At 62.3% G+C, this 22,825-nt stretch carries 18 protein-coding genes; 14 read left to right on the forward strand and 4 right to left on the reverse strand.

All coding sequences use genetic code 11. The annotated features are described in order from the left end of the window. Positions 1–195 precede the first annotated feature (195 nt). Both AB5750_RS08145 and AB5750_RS08150 read right to left on the reverse strand, forming a co-directional pair. Entirely contained in the window at positions 196–825 is a 630-nt protein-coding gene (locus AB5750_RS08145) for a response regulator (RefSeq protein WP_368146259.1), read from the reverse strand. Continuing rightward, positions 822–1,967 carry a histidine kinase gene (locus AB5750_RS08150; protein WP_368146258.1) on the reverse strand — a complete coding sequence of 382 codons (1,146 nt, stop codon included), beginning with the start codon at positions 1,965–1,967 and terminating at the stop codon, positions 822–824. The genes AB5750_RS08145 and AB5750_RS08150 overlap by 4 nt, the downstream gene beginning before the upstream one ends. A gap of 196 nt (positions 1,968–2,163) precedes the next feature. On the opposite strand from AB5750_RS08150, the gene AB5750_RS08155 reads away from it, so the two are divergent. The 6 genes from AB5750_RS08155 (at position 2,164) to AB5750_RS08180 (ending at position 10,636) form a co-directional block, all read left to right on the forward strand. Continuing rightward, on the forward strand, positions 2,164–3,102 hold the full coding sequence (locus AB5750_RS08155) for an ABC transporter ATP-binding protein (RefSeq protein ID WP_368146256.1): 939 nt from the start codon (positions 2,164–2,166) through the stop codon (positions 3,100–3,102). Between the two features lie 9 nt (positions 3,103–3,111). Then, positions 3,112–4,299 carry an ABC transporter permease gene (locus AB5750_RS08160; RefSeq protein WP_368146255.1) on the forward strand — a complete coding sequence of 396 codons (1,188 nt, stop codon included), beginning with the start codon at positions 3,112–3,114 and terminating at the stop codon, positions 4,297–4,299. Next, complete coding sequence (locus tag AB5750_RS08165; RefSeq protein WP_368146253.1) at positions 4,286–5,491, forward strand: ABC transporter permease; 1,206 nt, start codon at positions 4,286–4,288, stop codon at positions 5,489–5,491. The genes AB5750_RS08160 and AB5750_RS08165 overlap by 14 nt, the downstream gene beginning before the upstream one ends. 298 nt (positions 5,492–5,789) lie before the next feature. Beyond that, positions 5,790–6,503: an ABC transporter ATP-binding protein gene (locus AB5750_RS08170; RefSeq protein ID WP_368146251.1), complete on the forward strand. Its 714-nt coding sequence runs from the start codon at positions 5,790–5,792 to the stop codon at positions 6,501–6,503. 8 nt (positions 6,504–6,511) lie between these two features. Further along, complete coding sequence (locus AB5750_RS08175) at positions 6,512–9,178, forward strand: ABC transporter permease (protein WP_368146250.1); 2,667 nt, start codon at positions 6,512–6,514, stop codon at positions 9,176–9,178. Positions 9,179–9,430: 252 nt separating this feature from the next. Continuing rightward, complete coding sequence (locus AB5750_RS08180) at positions 9,431–10,636, forward strand: DUF362 domain-containing protein (protein WP_368146249.1); 1,206 nt, start codon at positions 9,431–9,433, stop codon at positions 10,634–10,636. A 237-nt stretch (positions 10,637–10,873) separates the two neighbouring features. Here AB5750_RS08180 and AB5750_RS08185 read toward each other — a convergent pair whose 3' ends face one another. Both AB5750_RS08185 and AB5750_RS08190 read right to left on the reverse strand, forming a co-directional pair. Further along, positions 10,874–12,193: an IS256 family transposase gene (locus AB5750_RS08185; RefSeq protein ID WP_368146280.1), complete on the reverse strand. Its 1,320-nt coding sequence runs from the start codon at positions 12,191–12,193 to the stop codon at positions 10,874–10,876. Between the two features lie 208 nt (positions 12,194–12,401). Continuing rightward, positions 12,402–13,367 (reverse strand): alpha/beta hydrolase, encoded by a 966-nt coding sequence (locus tag AB5750_RS08190; RefSeq protein ID WP_368146148.1) that lies wholly within the window; start codon positions 13,365–13,367, stop codon positions 12,402–12,404. 186 nt (positions 13,368–13,553) lie between these two features. On the opposite strand from AB5750_RS08190, the gene trhA reads away from it, so the two are divergent. The 8 genes from trhA to AB5750_RS08230 all read left to right on the forward strand — a co-directional run bounded on the left by trhA (position 13,554) and on the right by AB5750_RS08230 (position 22,781). Then, on the forward strand, positions 13,554–14,237 hold the full coding sequence (trhA, locus tag AB5750_RS08195) for a PAQR family membrane homeostasis protein TrhA (protein ID WP_368146149.1): 684 nt from the start codon (positions 13,554–13,556) through the stop codon (positions 14,235–14,237). 108 nt (positions 14,238–14,345) lie between these two features. Continuing rightward, entirely contained in the window at positions 14,346–15,719 is a 1,374-nt protein-coding gene (locus AB5750_RS08200; protein WP_368146151.1) for a hemolysin family protein, read from the forward strand. Positions 15,720–15,743: 24 nt separating this feature from the next. Beyond that, positions 15,744–16,577 carry a cyanophycin synthetase family protein gene (locus AB5750_RS08205; RefSeq protein ID WP_368146152.1) on the forward strand — a complete coding sequence of 278 codons (834 nt, stop codon included), beginning with the start codon at positions 15,744–15,746 and terminating at the stop codon, positions 16,575–16,577. Between the two features lie 136 nt (positions 16,578–16,713). Further along, positions 16,714–17,103, forward strand: coding sequence for a YtxH domain-containing protein (locus AB5750_RS08210; protein WP_368146153.1), 390 nt, complete (start codon positions 16,714–16,716; stop codon positions 17,101–17,103). Next, complete coding sequence (locus AB5750_RS08215; protein WP_055310650.1) at positions 17,103–17,858, forward strand: PRC-barrel domain-containing protein; 756 nt, start codon at positions 17,103–17,105, stop codon at positions 17,856–17,858. The genes AB5750_RS08210 and AB5750_RS08215 overlap by 1 nt, the downstream gene beginning before the upstream one ends. A 72-nt stretch (positions 17,859–17,930) precedes the next feature. Next, the gene (locus AB5750_RS08220; RefSeq protein ID WP_368146155.1) at positions 17,931–19,337 is read left to right on the forward strand and encodes a polysaccharide deacetylase family protein; all 1,407 of its coding nucleotides are present in this window, start codon (positions 17,931–17,933) and stop codon (positions 19,335–19,337) included. A gap of 328 nt (positions 19,338–19,665) precedes the next feature. Then, positions 19,666–21,510 (forward strand): magnesium transporter, encoded by a 1,845-nt coding sequence (locus AB5750_RS08225; protein ID WP_368146157.1) that lies wholly within the window; start codon positions 19,666–19,668, stop codon positions 21,508–21,510. Between the two features lie 74 nt (positions 21,511–21,584). Further along, positions 21,585–22,781, forward strand: a complete 1,197-nt coding sequence (locus AB5750_RS08230) for an Nramp family divalent metal transporter (protein ID WP_195535982.1) — start codon at positions 21,585–21,587, stop codon at positions 22,779–22,781. Positions 22,782–22,825: the final 44 nt, after the last annotated feature.

A 22,825-nucleotide genomic window follows, 5' to 3' on the forward strand; every position in this document is an offset into this window, starting at 1 on the left:
GAGCTCCTGTGCGAATTGAAGGGAGCGCTCCCGCAAACTGCCTATTGACAACTTATAGGAGCGTCGGTTTTATTTTCACGAATATCGGCATGGTTGGGGACTCGTGACTCAGCCCCGGAAACCGGCATAGTTTTGAAATGGCATTAAATCGATGGCAGTCATTTTGCTATGCCGGAGCGATCGGCCACTGGTCAATTACCCCCGCAGGTAGGCGATGGCGATCTGCGTGCGGTTGCGCAGGCCCATCTTTGCCAGGATCGAGCTGATGTGGTTGCGTACGGTGCCTTCGCCCATATAGGCGGTGGCGGCAATCTCCTTGTTGTCGAGGCCGCGGGCGATGAGCTCGGCGACTTCGAACTCGCGGTCGGTTAGGCTGGCGAAGGCTGCGGGCCGGCGGGGCGTGCCCGTCTTGTCGCCCATCCCGTCAAAGTCAACATCTTCGATCGCCTTGCCCTCGAGCACGCGTTTGCCATCCATGACCTGTGCCAACGCTGGCGGAATGGCGGCGACATCGGTCTTGATCAGGTAACCGCGGGCGCCCAGCTTGAGCGCCGATACAATGTACTCGTCATCCGAGAATGTCGTCAGAAACACCACGCGCGCCGAAGGGTCGCGCTCAAGGATCTCGCGCGCCGCCGAAAGGCCGTCGCGCCCCGGCATCTGAATGTCGAGCAGCGCGATATCGGGTGCGAGTTCGGCGTAGAGTGTCACCGCGTCGTTGCCGTCGGCTCCGGTGCCCACCACTTCGATCTGCGGCTGGGCGCCCAGGATAATCTTGAGCGAATCGACCACCAAGCGGTCGTCGTCGACAACGATGAGCCTCATCGGCCCTCATCTCCTTGTTGTTTGGGGACGGTGGCAAACACGCGCCAGCCGGGGGCGCCGGCGCGCAGACCGGCGGTGAAGGTTCCGCCAAGCGCCTCGACGCGCTCACGCATGGAGACGAGCCCCATGCCTTCTGCGACGTTGCTGCTGCTCGCCGGGGTCGCGTCCGCGCCATCATCGGTAACGATGAGCTGGTAAAACGACGGATGCTCCATGCACCGCACGGTAATGGTTTTGGCATGGGCGTGGCGCATGGCGTTGGAAAGCGCCTCGCGCAGCACCGCCGCAAAGCAGTTGGCGACGTTTGCGGGCGCATGCTCGGCCAAAACCTCAAGCTCAATCTGCGGACCGCTGTCCGAGCGCGCGCCTTCAACGATGCGTTCGAGCTGCACGGAGAGGTTGGTCGCATTGTCGTTGAGCGCGTGGACGCTGGCGCGCACGAGCTGGAGCGCCTCGTCAACGGTGTATTTGACGTCGGCGAAATCGGCGGCAACGCCGGGCTCGTTGGCATGGACCACGCGCAGGGCTTCGGTTTGAAGCGAAGCGCGCGTGAGCTGGTGGCCCACGTTATCGTGGATCTCGCGCGCGATGCGGGCGCGTTCGGCGAGCGTCGCGAGCTCGACTTCGTAGTCCTGGCGGTCGGCGAGGTCGCGGTTGCGTGCCTCGAGTGCCAGGGCGCGTTCTTGCAGCTTGTCGCGGATGCGACGCATGCGTTCCTGTTCGCGCTCCAGCTGCGCGGTGCGCAGCGACAGCAACGTGGCGGCGACCGAAAGGATGGCGGTTAGCAACAGCGTTCGGGTGGTGAGCGCGCCGCAGCGAAGGTCCGTGGCAAGTGCGCAGGCAAACACGGAGCCAATTGCCAGCGCAGGCCAGATGCGTTCGCGGCGCACGCGTCGCGCGATGTCATAGAGGGCGAGAGGTGCGAACGGCACAAACGGCGGCACGAAGACGGCCGCGATGATGTAGACGTAGCTCGCGGCCTCGCTCGCACGGCGGTCACGGTTTCCCCGTGCGACCTCGGCCAGTGAGGCGGTAATAACGCCAAGACAAAACGCCGCGACCAGGCGAGCATCCACAGCAAGGCCCGTGGCGGCTGCGATGCAGCACGCCAGCACGATCGATTTGTCGAATAGCCTGTTCATACGGGTATTGTACGCGATGCCGCGCACGGGGGAGGCGCCACTCAGAGCAAGCGTGACATTCCTCCCACGCGGCGGGGCGGTCGCGTCAGCAGGCCACGCGACCGCCCCGCACTCGTGACAAAGCTCACTGGTGCGCGCCGCCAGCTCCTGCGATGATGCAATCGTACCGGGCCGCAATCAACAGAAGGGCCGCCTCATGACAGACATCGTCCACGTCGAAAACCTCGTTAAGCGCTACGACGACCTTATTGCGCTCGACCACTTTAACCTGAGTATCGCCCCCGGCGAGATCTTTGGCCTGCTGGGCCCCAACGGCTCGGGCAAGACCACGTCCATCAACTGCATCCTGCAGCTGGTCGCCTACGACAAGGGCACCATCGAGCTGTTCGGCGAGCGCATGACGCCCGCCCGCTACGATCTCAAGCGCCGCATCGGTGTGGTGCCGCAGCAGGTGGCGGTGTTCGACGAGCTCACCGTGCGCGAGAACATCGACTATTTCTGCAGTCTCTACGTCAACGACCGCAAGCGCCGCCGCGCGCTGGTGGACGAGGCGATCGACTTTGTCGGCCTGGGCGACTTTACCAAGTTCCGCCCCGGCAAGCTCTCGGGCGGCCTGGCGCGTCGTCTCAACATTGCCTGCGGCATCGCGCACAAGCCCGAGCTCATCTTTTTTGACGAACCCACGGTGGCGGTCGACCCGCAAAGCCGCAACGCCATCCTGGAGGGCATCTGCCGCCTGCGCGACGAGGGCGCCACGGTGGTGTATACCAGCCATTACATGGAGGAAGTCGAGCAGATCTGCAGCCGCATCATGATCATGGACGGTGGGCGCGTGCTGGCGCAGGGCACTAACGACGAGCTCAAGCGCATGATTCAGATGGGCGAGAAGATTGTAATCGAGGTCGGCGAGGTTCCGAGTGCGGCGCTCGGTGCCGTCGCAAGCCTGCCGCACGTTCTGGACCTTTCGGCAACGGCGGGACAGCTCACGTTTTCGTGCGAAGCGAGCCCGCACAACCTGACGGACATTCTCGATGCGCTGCGCTCGCATGACGTGCCGCTCGGCCGCATCTATTCCGAACCGCCGACCCTCAACGACGTGTTCCTCGAGATCACCGGCCGCGAGCTGCGCGACTAGGGGGCGGCCATGTTCAACACCATCATCATCACGGTCAAAACGCTGCTGCGCCGGCCGAGCACGTGGGTCTGGGGCGCCCTCTTTCCCATCGCGCTTTCCACGATGTTCATGTTTATGTTTGCGAACCTGAGCTCCGACGGCACGGTCGACCCGGTGCCGGTTGCCGTCGTGGCGGACAAGGTCTGGGACGCTTCGACCTTTAAGGGCGTGGCGACGTCGCTTGCCAAGGAAGGCGACGACCAGCTGCTCGAGATCCACGAGCTCGACGACGCAGCCGATGCGAACCGTGCGCTCAAGGCCGGTGAGGTCGCGGGTATCTATACGGTCGACGCTGCGGGCACGCCCAAGCTCACACTGCTATCGAGCTACGACAGCTCGCGCGCATCATCGGTGCTCACCGATCGCAGCATCCTGGAGACGGTGGCAAGCTCGTATACACAAAATGCCGAGCTCATGTCCCAGATTGCCCAGGACAACCCGGCGGCGCTCGCCGACCCCGAGGCGGTTGCGCGCGCCCTGTCGCTCGAGGGCGGCACCCGCCGCGTAAGCCTGACACGCACCACACCCGACGGCACGGTCATCTACTATTACGCGCTCTTTGGCCTGGTCGCGATGATGTCTGCCGAGTTTGCCGCCTTGAGCGTCATCGACCTGCAGCCCAATCTGTCGGGTCTTGGCGCGCGTCGCTGCGTGGGCGGTCTTTCCAAAACGGCGTCGCTGGCCGGTATCTTTGTGGGCTCGTGGCTGGTCTCCTTTGCCTCGATGGCGATCGCGATCGGCTACGTGCGTCTGGTCGTGGGCGTCGACTTTGGCGGGCGCGAGGGGCTGTGTTTGGTGGGCGGCGCCGCTTCCGCGCTTGCCGCCACGGGCTTGGGACTCTTTGTGGGCACGCTTCCCGTTAAGGGCGGCAAGGCGTCCAAGTCTGGCATCCTCACGGGCTTTGCCACTACGTGCGCCCTGTTCGCCGGCCTCTACGGCGAGCCAGCGATGGCGCTTGCCGACGACGTCGCCCGCGCCTGCCCGGCTGAGTGCTGGCTCAACCCCGTCAAGCTTATCTGCGACATGTTCAACCGCCTGTATTTCTTTGAAGACTTGGGGCCTTTTGCCGTTCGCGCGGGCGCGCTGGTCCTCATGACGCTGGTGTTTGTTGCCGCCGCCACGCTGATTTTTGGAAGGAGCCGCTATGAGCACCTTTAAGACCGCGCTTCGCATGGCGCTGGCGCACCCGTTCTACCTGCTCATCTATACGGTGTTCATTTCGCTGATGGGCGTATTCATCGCGGCATCTGTGAGCTGGAACTCGTCGCAGCTCACCGAGTACAAGCCCTACGACGCCAACGTGATCGTGGTCGACCGCGATGGCAGTGATCTTTCACTTGCGCTCACCAAGCACCTAGGTTCGCGGTTTGACCTGGTCACGGGCGTCGGCGATGACACGTACGACCTTGCGGACGCGCTCTCCAAGAGCAACAGCGCCAAGGGCAGCGCCGACTGCGTGTTCTTTATCCCGGAGGGGTTCGAGGACGACCTGGTCGCGGCTGCCCGCGCGGGGGAGTCCCTGCCCAAGCTCGATGTGACCTACGGTGCCGGCACCATGGCGGCGGCGCTTTCGTCTGCCGAGGCTTCGCGCTGGATCTCGCTCGCGGGCGCTGCAGCCGCACTTGAGCCCACTGCCTCCAACGGCGACGTTGCCAAGGCCGCCGAACATGCCGCTGCAAAGCGCGCGGAGGTCCAGATCGAGCGGGTCAAGGTCGACTCGGCTGCTGCCGCCACGCTCGAGTCGTACTTCAACTTTGGCGCGTACGCGATTATCTCGTCGGTCATCGTATCGGTGGGGTTGGTGTTCTCGGGCATGAACGAGCCCGAGCGCGTGCGTCGTATGGATGCCGGCCCAATCTCCGAGCGCCAACGTTCGCTTGCCGTGTTTGCCGCCGCCGCCGTGCTCACCGTCTGCATCTGGTTTGTGTCGAGCATGATGGGCGTCGTGGGCTTTGCCGGCGCGGTCGCCGAGGTCGGCGTGGGCCGTGTGTGCCTGGCACTGGCGGCGACGTTTGCCCTGGCGTGCACGCCGCTGGCCGTTGGCTTTGCCCTTTCGGGCCTGGGTGCGCGCGAGGAGCTGCTCAATGGCGTGGGCAACCTGCTCGGCATGCTCATGACGTTTTTGGGCGGCGCTTGGATGCCGCTGTCGCTGATGGGCCCGGCCGTGCAGACCGTGGCGCACTTTGTGCCGACATATTGGGTGAACGACGCGATCGGCAAGGCGCTCGCTGCGGACCTGACGTCCACCGTGCTGGGCGACATCGCCTGCGATCTGGGCGTCACCGTGCTCTTCGCCGCCGCCATCGCCGCCGTAGGCCTAGCCCTCGCCCACAACAAATCCCACGCCTAGACACCTACTCATTGGGGACAGGCTTAAACGACCAAAAGTATTCATTGGGGACAGACTTAAATGACTAGCCATCGGGGGCAGATAAGGAGCGTCCCCAACTGCCGGGTGGCGAAAGAGCGTCCCTTGTGACTGGTCATTTAAGAACGTCCCCAATGACTAGTCTTAACCACCTGGTCATTCAAGAACGTCCCCAACGACTAGTCTTGAAACAAATCCCCACTCTCGCCCAAAAATAGTTCGCCAAGGTTTACTATTACGTTCATAAAGTAGTATGAGGCTAACAATGGGGGGGGGTAGTATGGCGACGAAGAAAGCCTACGTCCAGGTCAAGGATCTCAAAAAGCACTACGGCGACGGTGATGCGCGCCTGACGGTACTCGATGGCATCGACACGTCCATCAACCGAGGCGAGATCTGCGTCATGCTGGGGCCCTCGGGCTCGGGCAAGTCGACCTTTCTCAACCTGATCGGCGGCCTGGAGGATGCCGACGCCGGCTCTATTCTGGTGGACGGCTGCGACCTCACCACGCTCAACGCCGCCGACCTGGGTGAGTATCGCCGCCGTGAGCTGGGCTTTGTCTTCCAGTTCTACAACCTGGTGCCCGATCTCACCATCAAGGAAAACATCGAGGTCACGGCGCACCTGTCCAAAAACCCGCTCAACATTGACGAGCTGCTGCGCTCGCTGGGCCTCTATGAACATCGCAACAAGTTCCCGCGCCAGGTCTCGGGCGGCCAGCAGCAGCGTTGCGCCATCGGTCGCGCGCTCGTCAAAAACCCGGGCCTGCTGCTGTGCGACGAGCCCACGGGTGCGCTTGACTATAAGACGTCCAAGGAAATCTTGCAGCTCATGGAAGATGTCAACCGCACCTACGGCTGCACCATCATCATTGTCACCCACAATGCCGCCATCGCCCGCATGGCCAATCGCGTGCTGCGCCTGCGCGACGGGCGCATCGTCGAGGACGAGCTCAACGAGTCGCCCGTTGCGGCTGCCGAGCTCGATTGGTAGGCGGCGCCATGACACCTCTCGCAAAACGTCTCCCGCGCGAGCTGCGCCGCAATATCGGCAAGTACCTGGGCATCTTTTTGCTTATGTGCGGAAGCATCGCTCTCACCTCGGGCTTTTTGCTCGCAGCGCATTCCATCGGCTGCCTTATCGACGACATGCGCGATGCGTACACGATTGAGGACGGCCGCGTGACCACCTCCTTCGAGGCTACCGACGACCAGCTCAAGGCCGCCGAGGATGCCGCCAGTGACGTCGGCGGCGTCACGCTCTATAAGAATTTCTCCATTGACGCCGTCATCAAAAAGACCGCCGGCGACGATGGCACCAAGCGCACGCTGCGCACCTATGCGCACCGCACCAAGGTCGATATCGCGTCCTACTGTGAGGGCAAGGAGCCCAAGACGGACGATGAGGTGGCCATCGACCGTGTCTTTGCCACCAACAACGACCTCGCCGTGGGCGACAAGGTCAAGCTCGAGGGCCGCACCTATACCATCTGCGGCATCATGACCCAGCCCGATAGCCAGGCGCTGTTCCTCAACAATTCGGACTTTACGGTGAACACCATCACGTACGGCGTGGCCGAGGTCACCGATGGCGGCTTTGCCGCGCTCGAGGATGCCGGTGGCGCACCCGCCTACACCTACTCCTTCACCTTTACCGATCGCGACCTCCCCACCGCGGACCGCATTGACGCCGAGCAAGATATGGTCGAGGCGCTGACCGACGCCGATGCGCGCGTGGACGACCTGACCGATGCCGATTCCAACCAGGGCATTGGCTATGCGCGCGACGATGTGGACGGCGACTCTATGATGTGGACGACGCTGCTCGACATCATCATCGTGATCATGGCGTTTGTCTTTGTGGTGCTCACCGATGCCACCATCGAGGAGGAGAGCGCCATCATCGGTACGCTGCTCGCCAGCGGCTATCGCCGTCGCGAGATCGTGCTGCACTACCTTGCGCTTCCCGCCATCGTGGGCGTGTTCGCAGCGCTTTTGGGCACCGCGCTCGGCGTTGCGTTCTTTACCGAGCCCATGCGCGGCCTCTATTACGGCTCGTACAGCCTGCCGCCCTTCCAGGTGTACTGGAGCTGGGAGATCTTTGTGAAGTGTGCCGTGGTTCCCGCCTCCGCGCTCATTCTCATTACGTTGGTGGGCCTGCTCCGCAAGATGGGAAAGACCCCGCTGCAGTTCCTTCGTCACGAGGCGGGCGGCAAGTCGGGCACCAAGCGCGGCTTTCAGCTGCCGGAGCGCATGGGTTTCGTCTCGCGCTTCCGCCTGCGCATCTTCCTGCGCAACCTGGGCAACTTCGCCACGCTCTTTGTGGGCATCGCCTTTGCGTCGCTGCTGCTGCTCTTTGGCCTGGCGATCCTGCCCACGATGACGCACTACGCGGACAACCTGGAGACGAGTTTGGTCGCCGAGCATCAGTACACGCTCAAGGCTCCGCTAGAGCTTGAGGGTACCGCCGAGGAGCGCGAGCAGTGGTCGGCGCTCGAGCGCTTGCAGTCGGTCGACGGTGCGCTCCTCACTGCCGCCCAGGATGCGGATGACGAGCTTGATGACGCGGTCGATGCCGCGCAGACGGCCGCCAATGCCGCGACAAGCTCTCCGTCTGCCGAGGGTTTAGCCGCAGCGCAGGACGCGCTCGCAACGGTTCAGGACAAGAAGGACGTCCTCTATGCGCGCCTCGACGATCTTGCCGATGCCCTCGGCTGCAACCGCGACGAGGCTATCGACCTGATCGACAAGGCCTCTAAGATCGACACTGACAACGACGATATCCACCCGATCAATACGACCGACAACGGCGCGGGTACAATCGCGCAGGCCGAGAAATACGCCGTCTACCAGCTGCAATACGACCGCGGCGATGGTAATGGCGAGGAGACGATTTCCGTCTACGGCATCTCGCCCGATTCGCGCTATTGGAAAGACCTCAACGTTGGCGATGGGCGCGTCGTCTTTGGCAGCGGCCTGCTCGACAAGTTTGGCTGGAGCGAGGGCCAGAAGGTCACGCTCATCGACAAGTACGAGGGGGAGCATTATTCCCTTGAGTACGCGGGCAAGGACTGTGCCTGGGGCTCCAAGTCGGACATGAATATCTATATGAGCATCGATGACTTTAACGAGCTGTTCGGCAACGATGCCGCCTACTTTAACGGCTATGTGAGCGACGAGAAGCTCGACCTCGATGCCCGTTACTTTGCCGGCGACACCACGCCCGACGACATGCGCGCCGTGGGTGACCAGTTCATCGGCATGATGAGCAAAATGATCGGCATGATGGTCGGGCTCGCGGTGTTTATCTTCCTGCTGTTTATGTACCTGCTGACCAAGGCTGTGATCGACCACAGTGCCCGTTCGATCAGCTACATGAAAGTCTTTGGCTATCGCGATAGCGAGATCTCGCATCTGTACATCCGCTCGATCACGTTGTGCGTGGCGGTGTCGCTCGTGCTGAGCCTGCCCGTGATCATCGGCTCGCTCACGGCTGTCTTCCGATCGATGCTGCTTGCCTACAACGGCAATATCGAGATCTACGTGCCCGCTTGGTCCATGGCGGCATGTGTTGGCATCGGCTTTGCAACCTACCTGGTCGTGGCGCTGCTGCACACGCGCTCCATCAAGCGCGTGAGCCTGGCCGAAGCTCTCAAGGTGCAGGAGTAGTCATCGGGGACAGTCTTTGCCGATTCGCCGGTTCGCCGGCCGTGCTGGCAAGGACTGTCCCCAACTGCCGGCAGGAAAGGAACGTCCCTAGCTGCCAGGTGGCGAGGCACTCATTTAAGTCCGTCCCCAATGAGTGGTTTCAGTCATTTAAGTCTGTTCCCAATGACTAGGTGCCGCGCTTGACATTAACTCTGCTTTAACTGGTACCATCCCTTATGTCTGTAACGCCATATAGACCGAGGGGATAGATCTATGACCGCAACTGCACCCGCAGCACCCGCTAAGGTGTACTTCACCAACCTGCGCACGCATGCTCGCGAGAGCCAGCTCGACAAGCTCAAGCGCCTCATCCGTCGCGCCGGTATTGAGCAGATCGACTTTGAGAACAAGTTCGTCGCCATTAAGATTCACTTTGGCGAGCTGGGCAATCTGAGCTTTTTGCGCCCCAACTACGCTCGCGCCGTCGCGGATGTCGTGAAGGAGCTGGGCGGCAAGCCCTTCCTCACCGACTGCAATACGCTCTACGTCGGTAGCCGCAAAAACGCGCTCGAGCACATCGATACCGCTTATCAGAACGGCTTTACCCCGTATGCCACGGGCTGCCAGATTATCATCGCCGACGGCCTCAAGGGTACCGACGAGGCGCTCGTCCCGGTCGAGGGCGGCGAGTACGTGCGCGAGGCCAAGATCGGCCAGGCACTCATGGATGCCGATATCGTGATCAGCCTCACCCACTTTAAGGGCCATGAGCAGGCCGGCTTTGGCGGTGCCATGAAGAACCTGGGCATGGGAGGCGGCAGCCGTGCCGGCAAGATGGAGCAGCATGCCGCCGGCAAACCGAACGTCGCGACCGAGCACTGCATTGGCTGCCGTGCCTGCGAAAAGATCTGCGCACACAACGCTATCTCGTTCGACGACACCCGCGAGCGCGAGCTTGCCAACGGCAACACCCGCACGGTGCACGTGGCTGCCATCGACCACGATCGCTGCGTGGGCTGCGGACGCTGCATTGCGGCATGCAACCAGGACTGCATTAAGCCCGGCTATGACGCCGCGGCCGATGTACTCAACTGCAAGATCGCCGAGTATACCAAGGCCGTTGTCGACGGCCGCCCGAGCTTCCATATCTCGCTTGCCATGGATATCAGCCCCAACTGCGATTGCCATCCCGAAAACGATACGCCTATCGTCAACGACATCGGCATGTTCGCGAGCTTCGACCCGGTCGCCATCGACCAGGCCTGTGCCGATGCCGTCATGGCATCCGAGCCGCTGCCCAACACCGAGCTCACCGATAGCGCGGCCAAGATGGAGCATAACCACGAGCACCTGGAGGGCGAGCAGGCCAAGGATCCCTTCTGCATCACGCATCCCGATACCGACTGGCGCGCGTGCATCGCGCATGCCGAGAAGATCGGCCTGGGCACGAGCGAGTACGAGCTCATCGAGGTCAAGTAGCACCTGTCTATTGGACATATCAAGCGCTTTTGTGGCGCAACGTTAGCAAAAGCCGCCCGTGAGCACAGTGTCCACGGGCGGCTTTTCGGAAGTATGCGGCAAATTTCGAGATCGCCGAGCACACGACATTTTTTGGCAACAAAACACCTGATAAATTGTTGGTAAAACTGCGGTCTGGGTCGCGCGCGCAGACGTGGTGTAAGAGTGTCCTGAGGTCCGTCGCTGCAAGTCCCGATGTTACTCCTTCTTGAGACCGCGCTTCTCGACTATCTCGTCCACTATCTCCCTGGCGCGCCGCCCGAGCGCGCGGCGCCTCCCCTCTGTCGGGGCCGGCCTGTCCGCGGGCTCGGCGAAGCCCTCGGCGGCCGAGGCCTCGGAGAACACGCGCTGCTGGGACCACTGCCCCTCGGTCTCCATGAGGCTCGCGCACGTCAGGCGCAGCATCGACTCCCTCGAGGGGAAGGACTGCACGACCCTGTAGCGGCGCTTGATCTCGCGGTTGGCGCGCTCCTGGACGTTGTTGGTGCGGAGCTTGGCCCAGTGCGCCCTGGGGAAGGCCGTGAACGCCAGCGCGGAGTCCTCGGCCTGCTCGAAGACCTCGCCGGCCCTGGCGGACACCGACGCCACCCAGGGCGCCGCCTCGGCCCACACGCAGCGCGCGAGGTCGGGGTCGTCCTGGTAGACCGCGGCGCGCACGAGGTCCCTGACGGCCGCCTTGGAGTCCTCGGGCCTGCCCGAGCAGGCGCTCTGGAGGTTGCGCTGCAGGTGCGTCACGCAGCGCTGCCAGGCGCAGCCCTGGAACAGGCGCGAGACGGCGGCCACGAGCCCGGCGTGGCTGTCGGAGACCACGAGGCGAACGCCGGCCAGCCCGCGCTCGCGCAGCCCGCCGAGGAATGCCGCCCAGGAGTCCTCGCTCTCGGTGTCGACCACGTCGCAGCCCAGGAAGTGCTTGCGCCCGTCGGCGCCCAGCCCGATCGCGGTCACGACGCCCTGCGAGACGACCGACGAGCCGACCCTGCAGCTCATGTAGGTGGCGTCGAGCCACAGGTAGCAGCACGGCGTGCCCGAAAGGTCGCGGCGGCGGAACTCCTCCACCTCGGCGTCGAGGTCGGAGCAGAGGCTCGAGACCTCCGAGCTCGACAGCGAGGATATGCCCAGCTTGGACGCCACGCGCTCGACCTTGCGGGTGGACACGCCGCACACGTACATCTCCTGCACGATGGAGGCCACCGAGGTGTCGACGCGCGACCATCGCGCGAGCATGCCCTCGGGGTAGTAGGTGCCGTGCCTGAGCTTGGGTATCTCGAGCTCCACGTCGCCCACGGCGGTCTTGAGCGACCTGGGGCGGTAGCCGTTGCGGCTGTTCTCCCTGCCGTCGCTGCGCTCGTTGCGGCTCGCGCCGCACATCTGCTGGGCCTCGGAGTCCATCAGCGCGTTCATCACGCCGCCCAGCACCCTGCACGCGAACTCGCGCGCGTCGCCGCACTCCTGCCAAAGCCTCGCCGCCTCGAGGGCCTCGTCGCGGCCGAGGCGCAGTACACTCTCTTCTTGGGGCATCGCCTTTCCTTCCATTCGTCACCTTCATTACTCCAACGACGAATTCTAGGCGGTGTCCCCTCCCTTTCAAGAAAGAGAAGAGGCGGGGCATGCCCCGCCTCTTACACCACATCTCTGCGCGCTATCGCGGTCTGGTCGGCAGTTCCAGATTTTGCCGCATACTTCCGAAAATAGGGGGCCAGATAAAGCCCCAGACGTTGCTTTTTACCTAAAAATACTCGTCGAGGAAGTTGTCGACTGTGTTCCAGTAGAGCTCGGGGTCAACTTGCGCACTCTTGGCGTGGGTGGCGCCATGGATGGTGAGCTTTTGCTTGACCTTGCTGGCGCACGCGTCGTAGTTTTGGTCGAGCATACTGTACGGCACAAAGGTGTCCTGGTCGCCGTGGATAAACAGCATGGGAACCGTCGCGTGTTTGAGTTGCTCCACACTGCTCGCCTTATGAAAGTCGTAGCCTGCGCGCACGTTGCACACCAAGTTTGCTACATCGAGCAAGGGAAAGCTGGGCAGGCCGAACACGTCCTTGAGCTGCAGAGAAAACTCGTCCCAAACACTCGTATAGCCGCAGTCCTCGATAATGCATTTCACGTTTGCGGGCAGAGATTCCCCCGCGACGTTCATGGCGGTTGCCGCGCCCATCGACTCGCCAAAGACCAGGATGCGCGCCTCGGGGTCAGCCTGAACGATTTGATTGATCCATGCGACGATGTCGAGGCGCTCGGGCCAGCCCATGCCGATATAGTCGCCGCCGGAGCGCTCGTGGGCACGGGCGGCGGGTGCGAGTACGTTCATGCCGCGGTCATGGAATCGTTTGGCGTATCGGGCCATACCGATGGGCTCGTTGGTATATCCATGCAGGCAGACGGCGTAGTCGTGCGTGCTCTCCGACGCAGCAAAATACCAAGCGGCAAGCTCGGTTCCGTCATCTGCGGTGAGGCTGCTGCTCTCGCGATTCTCTTTAAACCATGCCCGCGCCTCGGTGTCCTCGGCATCCGGCTGCTCACCTTCTTTGTCGTTCTTGCTATCCTGCATCATCTTCATGGTGTACGGCGCTTGGGGGTTCAGGGCAAAGTCAAACAAAAAGTTGCCGGCAAATCCGAGCAACGTGACAACGAGCGCCAACGCAACGACGCCGGCTATCTTGAGCTTTCGATGGGAACGTGCATTTTGAGACATAAGAAGCTTTCCTATAAGATGTTAATACATTAACATTTAATGCAAGCGCATTATGGACGTTCGCCGTTGATGCGTCAACAGGCAAAGAATGGGTAAACAAAGGGTCACGTAAGGTGCAAATTTCGCACGCACCCAGACGCTTTGATATAGTGTTGAGAACTCTTTACGTTGGAGGATGTAACCGGCATGTCCGATTCGAGCGACAGTTCTAAGCCGCGACCCAAGACCGCGGCCGTTCCACACTACACGGTGGGCGAGGAGATCATGAACTCCGTCACCCATGGTGTCGGCTGCCTGCTGGGTATCGCGGGCCTGGTGCTCCTGATCGTATTCGCTGCCCTGCGCGGCGGAGGCCCAGCCCACATGGCCGCGGCAATTGTCTATGGCGTCAGCATTATTCTCGAATATCTGGCCTCCACGCTCTACCACGCGATTCAGCCCGCTCGCGCCAAGCGCGTGTTTCGCATCATCGATCACAGCTGCATCTACCTGCTCATAGCCGGCAGCTATACGCCGTTTTGCCTCATCACGCTTGCAAATGACGGCGGCGCCGTGCTGTTCTTTGCCGTATGGGCCATCGCCATTATCGGCATCGCCCTCGAGTGCTTTATGCGCGAGCGTCAGCCGCACTGGGTAAGCGGCTTGGTCTACCTGCTGATGGGCTGGCTTGTCGTCTTTAAACTGCCCGAGCTCGTGTCGCTGCTCAACCCCGTGGCACTTGCCCTGCTCGCCGTCGGCGGCGTGTGCTATACCGTGGGCGTGCCGTTCTATATCGCCAAAAACGTGCGCTATCTGCACAGTGTTTTCCACTTGTGGGTGCTCGCCGGCAGCATCTTCCAGTTCATGGCGGTGATCCTCTTCGTAATCTAGCGACCGCGCCCGCGTCCTCGTCCTCGTTTGGGCGCCGGCGCAATTGCCGTATCCGCCACCAACGTTTTACCCTAACGTCCCGAATCTTGGAGGTTCGAGAAACTCCCGATGGACATAACCATCTCCCTTATCACCACCCTCGTTTTGACCCTCATCAACGGCTACTTCTCCATGTCCGAGATGGCGCTCACCACGGCAAAGCGCGCCGTGTTGGAGCACGATGCCGAGGAGGGCGATAAGCGCGCCGAGCGCGCCGTCCAGCTCGCCGCCGACTCCGATCAGCTGTTGGCCACCATCCAGGTCGCCATCACGCTCGTGGGCTTCGCCTCGTCCGCCGTCGCCTCGACGAGCCTGTCCGACCCGCTTGCCACGTGGCTCATGGGCTTTGGCATCGCGCCGCTTTCCGCCATCGCGCGCGGCCTGGCGCCGGTCATCATCACCGTCGCCGTCGCCTTTGTGTCCATTGTGATCGGCGAGCTCGTGCCCAAGCGCATCGGCCTCGCTAACGCCGAGGGCGTATCCAAGCAGGTCGTGGGGCCGCTCTCCGTGTTCCAAAAGATCGCCCGCCCGCTCGTGTGGCTGACCGGTGCCTGCTCCGACGGCCTGGCCCGTATCCTGCGCATCAAGAGCGCCGATGACCGCCAGAACGTCTCGGAGGAAGAGATTAAGTACATGGTCTCGGAGCAGGACGATCTGCTCGACGAGGAAAAGCGCATGATCCACGAGATCTTCGACCTGGGCGACACCGTGGCTCGCGAGGTCATGGTGCCGCGCGTGGACACCACCATGTGCGAGGACGACGAGACGGTCGCCGACGTGCTGTCCACTATGCGCCAGACCGGCTTCAGCCGCATCCCCGTCTATCACGAGGACCCCGACAACGTCGCGGGAATCGCGCACATCAAGGACCTGATCCAGCCCGCGCTCGACGGCAAGGGCGACCAGCCCATCGCCGGCTTTTTGCGCGACGCCACCTTTGCGCCCGACACCAAGGACATCCTGCCGCTGCTGTCCGAGATGCAGACCTCGCACGACCAGATCGTGGTCGTCGTGGACGAGTACGGCGGCACGGCCGGCATCATCACCATCGAAGATATCGTCGAGGAGATCGTCGGCGAGATCGAGGACGAGTTCGACCCCGACAACAAGTACCTCACGCGCCTTTCGCGCCGCGAGTGGCTCGTCGATGGGCGTTTTTCGTGCGATGACGCGATTGAGCTTGGTTGGCCACTCGAGGAAAGCGATGATTATGAGACCATCGCCGGCTGGATCTTGGAGCTTTGTGACTCGGTGCCCGACATCGGAGAGGTGTTTGAGGTCGCGGGGTACAAGTTTAAAGTGCAGTCGATGCGTGGCCAGCGCATCTCGCTCATTCGCGTGATCGCTCCGGCCGAAACCGATAAGAAGGATTCCGAGTCTTCGGTAAACGAGCCGACGACGTCGGGTGCGGGTTCCGCGAATCCGCACGACGGCGACGAGTAGGGCAAGGAAGAGTAGGGGAGAGTTATGGCAGGCCTGTTCAACATCCTTAAGGTCACCGTCAGCGAGGACAAGATCTGCGCGCATGTGCTGGTGAACCCCGGCATGCCGCTCATGACCTCGGAGGATATCGAGGCCACGGCGCGCGTGTATTACCTGGTGCCGGCGATTGCCAAGCACCTGTGCCTGGGTGATTCCGGTCGCGAGTTCCAGGACTGCATGGGCCAGACCGAGCTCTGCCACCTGCTGGAGCACGTGACGGTTGAGCTCATGAACGAGACCGGTCTTGCCGGCAACATCTCGTGCGGCCGCACGCGCGTGAGCGAGCATGACGAGCGTGTCTTTGAGGTCGAGCTTTCGTGTCCCGATGACGCGTTGGCCATTGGCGCGCTGTCTTCGGCCACCTTTATGATGGACTGGGCGTACCTGCACGCCGACCAGCCGGCCCCCGACGTGGAAGGCACGGTCGCGGGCCTGCGCAACCTGGTGCTGGGCATGCGTGCCGAGGCCGAGGGCAAGGACCCGCACGAGGCCGTTGCCGCTGCGAACGGCGAGGACGTGGCCGAGGATGCGCCCGAGGGCGACGCTCCTGCCGATGCCGACACCGAGCCCGTTGCCGAAGCACCTGCTGAGCCCGAGTCTGCGGAGCCCCAAGGCGTCCCGAGCTTTGACGACGAGCCGCAGATGCCAATCGATACCGAGGGTGCGGTCGCCGAGAACCACGAGGCCCCCGCGGCCGTCTTTGGCGGTGCGGCAACGGCTCCGTCCGGTTCGGCGCACGAGGGCAACCTGCCGCTCGTCGATGGCGCCGGCGAGAATCCGGCCGCCACGGTCGCCATGCCGGCTATGCCGCAGGAGTAGGCTCACTCGCTTATCATCATCATGTACCTGCGCTTTTACCGTACGCAGATGAGCGCGACGGCAAGTGTTGCGCTGCGGGTATAATGGACAGCATTCAAACGGCGGGCATCGAGGTGCCCGCAGGAGAGGAATGATCATGGGAAAGACTTTCAGCTTTGTCTCCGGTGCGCTTTTTGGTGCTGCCGCCGGCGCTATCATCGGCGTTGCTCTGGCCCCGCGCTCGGGCGCCGAGACCCGCGCCATGGCTGCCGATATCGCCAACGACGCTTGGGATAACATGCGCGATACCTGCGAGCACGGTGCCGAGGAAGCCCGCGCCGCGGTCAACGACTTTGGCCCGATGGTCGATGCTAAGACCGATGACCTGCGCGCCAAGGTCGACCTGGCCCGCGAGCGTATGGACCAGTTGCGTGAGCAGCTCAACGACGCCATCTCGGGCGGCAACGTGACGCCCGCTGCCGACGTCGTGGTCGAGAACGCCGCCGAGGCCGACACCGAGGCTGCGGAGCCCTCGACCGAGGCATAATGCGCGCTGGGGATTTTGTCGGCGCCAAGATCTATCGCAAGCCTACCGAGGACAAGCGCATCAAAAAGGACGGCACGCCGCGCAGCCCTAAAAAGCTCGGAAAGATTCACTTTCCGGTCTTTACCCCGGGCGGTACGCGCGTGGTCGGCTTTATGGTCCGCCAGTCTGATATCGCGGGCATGATCGAGCGCCCCGACCGATTCGTAGCGCTCGACGCCATTGGTGTCTACGAGGGCGCCATTGCGGTCGATGACGTCAAGGACACGTACGATGCCGCCGCTGCCAAGCGCCTCGACATCAACCTGGACGATTGCATCATCTGGGTCGGTATGGACGTGCGCACGGAATCAGGCGACGTCGTGGGCTATTGCTCGGACGTTGAGTTCAAGCCACGCTCGGGCATCGTGCAGGCATTCTATGTGACCGCCGGTGCTGCTTCGAGTGTTTTGGTTGGTGACACGCAGGTGCCGCCGACGATGCTGCGCGGCTATGCGGACGGCGCGATGATTGTTTCGGACGAGGTCAAGTCGCTCGGGTATTCGGGCGGTGCGGCTGCCAAGGCCGCCGAGGCCAGCGTCGTGGTGGGCGACAAGGTCAAAAAGGGCGCCAAGGTGCTCGACGACAAGGGATCGGTTGCCGTGGACAAGGGCAGTCGCGCACTGGGCAAGCAGCTCGGCAAGACGCGCGGCATGTTCAAGGCCTTTAAGGACGAATACCAAAAGGCGAGCGGAGGCTCGTCAAAAGCTACAAAATAGCGACGTACCAAATGATGGGAGGCAAGCCGGAGACCTGTTGCTCCGGCTTGCTGTGTTTATGGGGGAGGGCACATGCGCCAAAACGGATCCAACTTAAACGGGCGTTCGGGTGCGCGTCCGACGGCGCGCCGCGATCTGGGGCAGCTGCCCAGCGGTCAGCGCAAGCGTCACCGTAAGCCCGGCGCGATGTACCTCAACCATAGCCGTGGGTTTAGCGATCGCAGTGCGCGCATCGGCAACAGCCGTACGCCCCGTCGTTCGTCTCGCCTGCCCTACGCGCTCATCGCCGTGGGTTGCGCGCTCGTGCTGTTTATCGCTGCCGTCGTGGGCTACGTCAACCGCAGTGTGGACGTGGAGCTCAACGGCCAGAAGACCGCGGTGCGCGTGGGCTCTACGCTGCAGAATCTCATCGACGACCAGGAGTTGACTGACACCTACGACGCAGGCGACCTGCTGGCCGTCGATGACAGCGTGCTCAAGCGCCATGGGGGCGAAAAGCTGTCGGTGAAGGTCGACGGCAAGCGCGTGAAGCAGGGCAAATGGGACAGCCGCGAGCTTGAGGGCGGCGAGAAGGTGACGGTCAAGGATGGCCGTAACACCTACGAGAAGCACGAGGTTCAGGCTACGGTTATCGAGCCCAAGCTCAAGGTCGAGGGTACGGGCGCTATCGAGTATGTGCAGACGTGGGGTGTCCAGGGCCGCTCCGAGGTGTGGGTTGGTGAGCAGTCGGGCAAGACGCAAGACCGCGGCGAGGTTGTGCCCGCCACCGATTGCGTCGTTGCGTGCGCCAGCGTGGCGCCCAAGGGTAACGAAAAGTATGTGGCGCTGACGTTTGACGAGGGTCCGAGCGGCGCTACCAAGCAGATCTTGCAGGTGCTCAAGGAAAAGGGCGTCACCGCGACGTTCTTCCTTTCGGGCGATGCGGTCGAGGCCTCGCCTGCCACGGCCAAGGCGATTGTCGATGCTGGGTGCGAGATCGGATCCAACAGCTATAGCGACGATTCGCTCAAGGGTCAGGACCGTGAGGCGGTACGCGAACAGATCACGAAAGGCACCGACGCGATTAAGTCGGCGACCGGCGTCGAGACGATGCTGCTGCGTGCTCCCTACGCTGCCTTTGACGAGCAAAACTGGATTGATGCGATGGACCTGGTCTCCGCCGTGGTCTCGTGGAATATCGACTCGGGCGACTGGCTGCTAAACGGTGCCGACGAACAGGTCTCGACGGTGCTCGATTCGGTGACGCCGGGCAATATCGTGCTGCTCACCGATAGAGACGAATGCGCCGAGCAGACACTCGAGGCGCTGCCGCAGATTATCGACGGCCTCATTGCCGACGGCTACAAGATCGTGACGCTCAGCGACCTGGTCAAGACGGACACGTCGCTGAGCAAAAAGCTCACCTCGCTGACGAAGGTCACCATGCCCAAGGACGCCGTGTTTCCCCAACTTGCCGAGGACGACGACACCACAGAGTAGTCATTGGGTAGTCGTTTAAGAACGTCCCCAATGACTATGTCGCGGATGCGTCAGCGTTTGGTATGCCTGCAATGTGCAGCGCATAAATTCGATGCCGCAGGGCGATGCTGATGCTATAGTTACTGCGGTTAATGAGGGTTAAGAGAAAGGTTACAGGTGAAATCCAAACCTCGACCATACAGTCGATGACCCCATGCAGGTGCTTTCTGCGCATGCACGGGGTGTAAGCGTCGAGCGGCGTGCCGCCCGCGCATGCGTATACATATCCAGAAGCCCCCGGACGCCGCACGCGCGGCCGCGTCCGGAGGAATAATGATGGGGAGCACCATTGAATTATCTGAGTGAGATGCTCAAATTGCCGGTCTTGGACGTCGACGGCGAAAAGCTCGGCGTTGTGAACGATTTTGGCATTGCTACCGGCGAAGTCTTTCCGCACGTGACGTCGCTCGCGTTCCGCGGACCCGGCAAGACGCCGTTTATGATCAGCTGGCGCAAATGGGTCGACCGTATCGACGAGACGGGCGTACACCTTAAGTCGCCGGCCACCGAAATCCGTTTTTCGTACCTGCAGCCGACCGAGCTCCTGCTTGCCCGCGACGTGCTCAACAAGCAGATTGTCGACACGCAGGGCATGAAGGTCGTGCGCGTCAACGACATCAAGTTTTCCATGTCGGGCGAAAATCAGCTGCGCCTGCTGGGCGCCGAGGTCGGTGCCCGCGGTCTGCTACGTGCCATCAGCCCCGCGCTCGAGCATATCGTCGAAGGCTTTATGAAGCACCTGGGCAAGCCGCTCAGCGAGGACATCATCGCTTGGTCCTACATGGACCTGCTCGACCGCTCGACCAAGAACATTCAACTCTCGGTGTCGCACAAGACGCTCGGCGAGCTGCACCCTGCCGACATCGCCGACATTATCGAGCAGCTCGACCCGCGCCTGCGTGCGCAGGTGTTTGCGCAGCTCGATACTGCCCAGGCCGCCGAGGCCATCTCGGAGTTCGATGACGACGAGCTTATGACCGAGATGCTCGAGGGCCTGTCCGACACCGACGCATCGTCGATGCTGGCCATGATGGACCCGGACGACGCCGCCGATCTGATCGACGAGCTCGATTACGAGAAGGCCGAGAAGCTCCTACGCCTGATGGGCGTCAAGGAGGAGAAGGCGATTCGTAACCTGCTGGGGTATGAGGACAACACCGCCGGCCGCATCATGACCTCGGAGTTTGTCTCCCTGCCCGCCACGGCAACGGTCGGTGACGCCATCGAGGCGATTCGCGAGCTCGACGAGGACTTCGAGAGCGTCTACTACGTCTATACCGAGGATCCGAGCGGCATGCTCACCGGCGTGCTTTCGCTGCGCACGCTGATCGTAGCCGACCGCGACGCCACGCTGGGTCAGCTGGCCTATCGCGACCTGGTCTATGTGTCGCCCGACGAGGACCAGGAAGACGTGACGGACGAGATGACCAAGTACGACCTGGTTGCCATCCCTGTCTGCGATGAGAACCGTCATATCCTGGGTATCGTAACCTTCGACGACGCCATGGACGTTATCGCTGAGGAGCATCAGGAGGACCTGCAGATCGCCGGTGTCGGCTCGGGCGATAGCGCGTCGGACGACTCGACGAACGTGCTCAGCTGGTTCGTGCATCGCCAGTACTGGGTTGTTGTATGGGGCATCGCGTCGTGCATCATGGCGACCGTGCTGGGAACGGCGCTCGGCTCCGCGCATCTGGTGGTGTTCCCCATGTGCGCCATGCCGCTCGTGCTGCTGGCGGCCTCGCGCATGGTGTCGTTCGTCAAGAACTACTTCCTGGAGTACGACGGGCACGACGACGAGCCCAAACCGTACCTGGGATTCTTCTTCCAGAGCACGGGCATGGGCCTGATCTTGTCGCTCGTGACTTACCTGTGCGCCCAGCTGGTGCGTACTGCCGCGTTCCCCGATGCCCCCATGTTCGAGGAGCAGCTCTTTACCGGGTGCTTTAACATCGCTGCCATCATTTGCCTGGTTGGCAACATGAGCGCCGTGATCTATCTGATGGTGCTGTTCTGGCGCGATGAGCACGACCTCAATACGTCGGGTACCGCCATGAACGTTATTGCCGTCATGATCTCGTGTGTGGCGTACTGCACCGCTGCGGTGTTGCTCACCATGTCGGTCATGGGATAGGTGGTCGCGTGCAAAACACGAAGCAAAAGCCGAGCACCAAGCAAAAGCTGACCATTGCCGCCATCTTTGGCGCTATGGGCCCTGGTCTGCTGGCGGCGCTTTCGGGCAATGACGCTGGCGGCATCGCCACGTATTCCAGCGCGGGCGCCAGCTATGGCTACAAGATGCTCTGGATGCTCCCCGTCATGACCGTGCTGCTTATCGTGACGCAGGAGACCGCGGCGCGCTGCGGTTGTGTCACGGGTAAGGGCCTGGCTTCGCTCATCCGCGAGCGCTTCGGCGTGCGCAAGAGCGTGCTGGCCATGGCGGCGCTGTTGATCGCCAACACGGCCGTGACTATCTCGGAGTTTGCGGGAATTGCGAGCGGCCTTGCCCTCTTTGGCGTTCCGGCGAGCATCTCGGTGCCGCTCGTGGCGCTGCTGGTGTGGATGCTTACCATGTCGGGCAGTTTCCAGCGTATCGAGAAGATTTTGCTGCTGGTGAGCTGCGTGTTTGTGACCTACATTGTCGCCGCGTTTATGGCTGGCCCCAATTGGGGCGAGGTCGCGGTCGACTTGGTCGTCCCCAACATTCAAAATGATCCCAACTACGTGTCGCTCGTGGTTGCAACGATTGGTACTACCATTGCGCCGTGGATGATCTTCCTGGCGCAGAATAACGTGGTCGATAAGAATGCGGGCGAGGACGATATCGTGCTGCAGCGTATCGATACCGTAAGCGGCTCGATCGCTGCCGATATCATCGCCGGCTTCATTATCATCACGACCGGCACGGTGCTGTTCCCGGCGGGTATCCAGATTAGCGACGCTGCCGACGCCGCCCGTGCGCTGGAACCTATCGCGGGTCAGTGGTCCACGGTGCTGTTCGCCTCGGGCCTGGTCGCCGCGAGCTTCTTGGCTGCCTGCGTGCTGCCGGGCGTTACGTCCAGCGCCATCTGCGAGGCTTTTGGTTGGGAGCGCGGCGCCGACCGCAGCTGGGACGAGGCTCCGGTCTACCGTGGCATCATTACGGCTATTATCGGTATCTCTGCCGTGCTGGTGCTCATGCCCGGTGTCGATCTGTTCCAGATTATGATGACCTCGCAGGTCATCAACGGCGTGCTGCTGCCCGTGGTTCTGGTGTTCCAGGTGGTTATCGCCGCCGACCGCCACATTATGGGCGCCAACCGCAACGGCCGCGTGTGGAACGTGCTCACGTGGGCGACCATCGGCGTGATTACGGTGCTGACGGTCGTCATGTTTGTGCTGCAGGCGATGGGTTACAGCGCTTAACGTCCCTTTTGGGTTTCGAGCAGGCCGCAGCAATGGGTTGCGGC

Origin of the sequence: Collinsella aerofaciens (genome assembly GCF_040926185.1) — a bacterium.
Lineage (GTDB): Bacteria > Actinomycetota > Coriobacteriia > Coriobacteriales > Coriobacteriaceae > Collinsella > Collinsella aerofaciens_BC.

Coding starts and splice junctions, on each gene's coding strand:
- AB5750_RS08230 (WP_195535982.1), top strand. CDS start 21,585: ATGGGCCCTGGTCTGCTGGCGGCGCTTTCGGGCAATGACGCTGGCGGC.
- AB5750_RS08170 (WP_368146251.1), top strand. CDS start 5,790: ATGGCGACGAAGAAAGCCTACGTCCAGGTCAAGGATCTCAAAAAGCAC.
- AB5750_RS08155 (WP_368146256.1), top strand. CDS start 2,164: ATGACAGACATCGTCCACGTCGAAAACCTCGTTAAGCGCTACGACGAC.
- AB5750_RS08180 (WP_368146249.1), top strand. CDS start 9,431: ATGACCGCAACTGCACCCGCAGCACCCGCTAAGGTGTACTTCACCAAC.
- AB5750_RS08160 (WP_368146255.1), top strand. CDS start 3,112: ATGTTCAACACCATCATCATCACGGTCAAAACGCTGCTGCGCCGGCCG.
- trhA (WP_368146149.1), top strand. CDS start 13,554: ATGTCCGATTCGAGCGACAGTTCTAAGCCGCGACCCAAGACCGCGGCC.
- AB5750_RS08185 (WP_368146280.1), bottom strand. CDS start 12,193: ATGCCCCAAGAAGAGAGTGTACTGCGCCTCGGCCGCGACGAGGCCCTC.
- AB5750_RS08175 (WP_368146250.1), top strand. CDS start 6,512: ATGACACCTCTCGCAAAACGTCTCCCGCGCGAGCTGCGCCGCAATATC.
- AB5750_RS08190 (WP_368146148.1), bottom strand. CDS start 13,367: ATGTCTCAAAATGCACGTTCCCATCGAAAGCTCAAGATAGCCGGCGTC.
- AB5750_RS08220 (WP_368146155.1), top strand. CDS start 17,931: ATGCGCCAAAACGGATCCAACTTAAACGGGCGTTCGGGTGCGCGTCCG.
- AB5750_RS08215 (WP_055310650.1), top strand. CDS start 17,103: ATGCGCGCTGGGGATTTTGTCGGCGCCAAGATCTATCGCAAGCCTACC.
- AB5750_RS08205 (WP_368146152.1), top strand. CDS start 15,744: ATGGCAGGCCTGTTCAACATCCTTAAGGTCACCGTCAGCGAGGACAAG.
- AB5750_RS08210 (WP_368146153.1), top strand. CDS start 16,714: ATGGGAAAGACTTTCAGCTTTGTCTCCGGTGCGCTTTTTGGTGCTGCC.
- AB5750_RS08145 (WP_368146259.1), bottom strand. CDS start 825: ATGAGGCTCATCGTTGTCGACGACGACCGCTTGGTGGTCGATTCGCTC.
- AB5750_RS08165 (WP_368146253.1), top strand. CDS start 4,286: ATGAGCACCTTTAAGACCGCGCTTCGCATGGCGCTGGCGCACCCGTTC.
- AB5750_RS08200 (WP_368146151.1), top strand. CDS start 14,346: ATGGACATAACCATCTCCCTTATCACCACCCTCGTTTTGACCCTCATC.
- AB5750_RS08150 (WP_368146258.1), bottom strand. CDS start 1,967: ATGAACAGGCTATTCGACAAATCGATCGTGCTGGCGTGCTGCATCGCA.